Genomic DNA, 3,941 nt, shown 5'->3' with positions numbered 1-3,941 from the left:
CCGCAGGCGGCCCGCCAGCGCCGGCTCCGGCAGGCGCGACACCCAGTCGAGCACGGTGCGGACGTCGCTCGCGGCGATCAGCTTCATCGCGCACGCCTCGACCCAGCCGGCGGCCGCGTCGAAATCACCGGCGGCGAGCGCATGCCTGACCGCATCCGGCCATTGCCGTTCGGCCGCGTACCACGCACTCGCGCGGTGATGCAGCGCGGCGACCTCGTCCGGCCGGCGCAACGTCAGCTCCTCGCGCAGGTATTGCAGGAACAGCGCGTGATACCGGTAGCTCCGGCGGCCGCCGTCGACCGAGCGGATGAACAGGTTGTGCGCGCTCAGCCACTCCAGGCACGCGACGGCATCGTCGCGGCCAGTCAGCGCATCGCACAGCGCGGGCGTCATCCGGTCCAGCACGGCCGTGCAGAGCAGGAAATGACGGATCGCATCCGGCACCTGCGTCATCACGTTCTCGTTCAGGTACGCGGCAATGCCGGCGCGCGCATGGCTGACCTGCTCGGCGACGCGCGCCGCATCGTTGTCGTCGCGCAACGCGAGCGCCGCGAGCTGCAGGCCCGACACCCAGCCTTCGGTGGCCGCGCGCAGCCGCCCGGCGTTTTCCGCGCTGAGCGGCTTGCCGGCGACGCGCTCGAAGAACGCGCGCGTCTCCGCTTCGTCGAAGCGCAGATCGTCCTCGTCGACCCGGACGAGCTCGTCGCGCGATTCGAAATAACTGAGCGGCAACGCGGGCGCCGAGCGGCACGACAGCACCACGTGCAGGTTCGATGGCGCATAGCGCAGCAGCTCGAACATCGCGTCGTGGATGACGGGGGATGCGAGGCGGTCGTAGTCGTCGAGCATCAGGACCAGCTCGACGCCCGCGACCTCCAGCTCGTTGAGCAATTCGTCGAACACGATCTTCAGCGGAATCAGCGCGCGGTCGCGCAGCAGCCGCTGCGCGCGGCCGCCGACCCCGCCCGTCGCGTCGACGATCGCCGCCACCACGTACGACGAGAAAATCGACGCGTTGTCGTCGTCCTGGTCGAGGCTCACCCAGGCGACCTTCACGTTCGTCGCCACGAGCGCATGGCGCCATTCCGCCAGCACCGTCGTCTTGCCGTACCCGGCCGGCGCGCACACGAGCGTCAGCCGCCGATCGAGGCCGCGCGCGAGCCGGCCGAAGCGCGCGATACGCGACACGATTCCACGGGCCGACGCCGGTGCGAGCTTGGTGCGCACCAGCACTTCGATCCCGTCGGCGTCCGCAGGCCCTGCTGCTTGTCTGCTGTCGCTGGACGTCATACTGTTCCTGTTCTCCTTGCGCTGCGCGCGTGCGTTCGCCTGGAAGGCCGGGCCAAGGTACGGCCCGGTGCGCGGCGCGGTGCCGCCGCGCACCGAGACAGCATAGCGACACGGCGACGGCCGTCAAAAGTAGGTGATGTCCGTACCGCGGCGCGCGCCGGTCGAACGGAAGGACTCGCATTGTTCTCGATCGGGCGGGTGCTGTTCAGCCCCCCATTCGGGGGGCTACCGCGCCGGGAAAGTCGCCCCATCCTGACCGGAAGGTGTCCTGCACAGCCGGCTCGCGCCGCGCGTCGGGACCGTTTCCCCAGTCGTTCCGCCAGGAGTCCGCATGAACCATCGCGACGTCGTCGCCGCCTTTTTCGACCGGTATCGCCAGCATGACATCGAAGGGATGCTCGCGCTCTTTTCTCCCGCTGCCGCCCTCGACTACGTGCCGGCCGGCGCGGCCGCTCCGGCGGCCACGCACGGCAGGATGATCTGGGGCACGCTGCTGGACGCATTCCCGGACCTGTCGAACGGGATCGACGCCATTCATGCGGATGATGCCGGCCGCCACGCCACCGCCGAGGTCACGATCCGCGGCACGCAGGCGCGGGACTTTCTCGGCATCCGGAACCGCGGCCGGTCGTTCACGCTGCGGCACGCGTTCGTGTTCGAGTTCGATGCCGACGGCCGCATCGCGCGGCTGGCCGCGTACTGGGACAACGTCCGGCTTTTCGAGGATCTCGGCAAGACGACGCTCGGCTGAGCGGGCGCGGCGGGCGGCGGTCGCCCGGCCGGCTGAACCGTCACGCGAGCTGGTAGCGTGCCCGCAGCGCCCGCGTGTTGATCTTACCGACGCTCGTCTTCTCGCTCGCGTAGACGATCAGCAGCCGTTCCGGCACCGCGTACCGCGAGATCAGCCCGCGATCGGCCACCTGCTTCACGTGCGCCTGCAACTCGGCCGGATCGACGCGCCCGACGTGATCGTCGGCCAGCACGACGAGCGCGAGCGGCCGCTCGCCCCAGCGTGCGTCCTTCACGCCGATGACAGCCGATTCGCGTACGGCGGGATGGCGCGACAGGATGTCCTCGAGTTCCAGCGACGACACCCATTCGCCGCCCGTCTTGATCACGTCCTTGATCCGGTCGGTGATCTGCAGCCGGCCGTCCGGATCGATCACGCCGATGTCGTTCGTATGGAGATAGCCGCCGGCCCACAACGACGCCGTTGCCGGCGCGTCGCCGAGATAGCCGGCCGTCGCCCACGGCATGCGCACGACCACCTCGCCGGCCGCGCGGCCGTCATGCGGCACGTCGCGAAACTGCGCATCGACGATGCGCAGGTCGACGAGCGGCAGCGGCAGCCCCGCCTTCGTCCGGCGCGCGAGGTCGTCGTCGGCCGTGCCGTTCGCCATCGGCGACGCATCGACCTGGGCGATCGTCATCAGCGGGCAGGTCTCCGACATCCCGTAGCCGGTGTACACGTCGATGCCGCGCGCGAGCGCCGCCCGCGCGAGCCCTTCCGGCAACGGCGAGCCGCCGACCACCACCTTCCACGACGAGAGATCGACCGACGCCGATGCGGGGCAGTCGAGGATCATGCCGAGCAGCGTCGGCACGCAGTGCGAGAACGTCACCGACTCGCGCGCGATCAGCGCCAGCAGCCCGTCGGGCGAATATCGCCCCGGGTACACCTGCTTGAGCCCGAGCGTGGTCGCGATATAAGGCAGCCCCCACGCGTGCACGTGGAACATCGGCGTGATCGGCATGTAGACATCGTCGCGATGCAGGCGCCCGCGATCGCGCGCGCTCGACAGCGCGGCCATCCCGGCCAGCGTGTGCAGCACGAGCTGGCGGTGGCTGAACGCGACGCCTTTCGGCAGCCCGGTCGTGCCGGTCGTATAGAACGTCGTCGCGCGGGTGTTCTCGTCGAAATCGTCGAACACGAAATCGGGCGAGCTGGCCGCGACGAGCCGTTCGTATTCGTCGGCGAAACCGTCGGGCAGCCCGGTCTCGGCGCCGTCCGCGATCAGCACGAAGCGCTGTGCGGCGACGAGCCGGTCGCGGATGCCGTCCAGCAACGGCAGGAAATCGCGATGCACCAGCACGACCCGCGCGCCGCAATGGTTCAGCGTATGGAGGAGCTGGTCGGGCGACAGCCTGACGTTCGCGGTCATCAGCACCGCGCCCATCATCGGGATCGCGTAATAACACTCCAGATAGCGGTGGCTGTCCCAGTCCATCACGGCGACCGTATCGCCCGCGCCGACGCCGAGCGACGCCAACCCGCTCGCGAGTTGCCCGATGCGATGCCGGAACGTCCAGTAATCGTGCCGGACCTGGTCGCCGTACACGATCTCCTGCTCGGGCCGCGTCGCGAGCGGCGTGTGAAGCAGCTGCTTGATCAGCAGCGGATACGCATGCGCGGACGGGGCCGACGCATCGTGCAAATGCGGCTGTGACGGATTCATGAAGGGCTCCATAAGCGACCGGTCAGGCACGATGCCGGCCGGGCAAAGCGGCACGCCCGCGGGCGGCACGGCCCGGGCATCCGCCGGGTCCGGTCTTCGCGAGTGCGGCCACGATACCCGACGCGCCGGCGGCGGCGCCCCCCCCTGTCAGGGGGAGTCGGCGCTTGCGCCGGCCCGGCGGACATCCGCACGTCA

General features: G+C 69.9%; 2 protein-coding genes and 1 pseudogene. 1 reads left to right on the top strand and 2 read right to left on the bottom strand.

Annotation, left to right across the window (positions count from 1 at the left end; genetic code table 11):
• Nucleotides 1-1,290 (bottom strand): annotated as a pseudogene (locus G3N93_RS36000) (helix-turn-helix transcriptional regulator); the annotation flags it as partial.
• Nucleotides 1,291-1,621: 331 nt separating this feature from the next.
• Between G3N93_RS36000 and G3N93_RS35995 the strand changes: the two are divergent.
• Nucleotides 1,622-2,041, top strand: a complete 420-nt coding sequence (locus G3N93_RS35995) for a nuclear transport factor 2 family protein (RefSeq protein ID WP_206135140.1) — start codon at nucleotides 1,622-1,624, stop codon at nucleotides 2,039-2,041.
• A 40-nt stretch (nucleotides 2,042-2,081) separates the two neighbouring features.
• Here the strand turns inward: G3N93_RS35995 and G3N93_RS35990 are convergent, their stop codons facing one another.
• Nucleotides 2,082-3,758, bottom strand: a complete 1,677-nt coding sequence (locus tag G3N93_RS35990; RefSeq protein WP_374196539.1) for a fatty acid--CoA ligase — start codon at nucleotides 3,756-3,758, stop codon at nucleotides 2,082-2,084.
• Between the last annotated feature and the right edge of the window lie 183 nt (nucleotides 3,759-3,941).

Source organism: Burkholderia sp. Se-20378, assembly GCF_017104665.1.
GTDB classification, from domain to species: Bacteria; Pseudomonadota; Gammaproteobacteria; order Burkholderiales; family Burkholderiaceae; genus Burkholderia; species Burkholderia lata.
This window is presented reverse-complemented; position numbering and strand designations above follow the sequence as displayed.

Excerpts from the sequence above, each read along its gene's own strand:
- G3N93_RS35995 (WP_206135140.1), top strand. The coding sequence starts at position 1,622 with ATGAACCATCGCGACGTCGTCGCCGCCTTTTTCGACCGGTATCGCCAG.
- G3N93_RS35990 (WP_374196539.1), bottom strand. The coding sequence starts at position 3,758 with ATGGAGCCCTTCATGAATCCGTCACAGCCGCATTTGCACGATGCGTCG.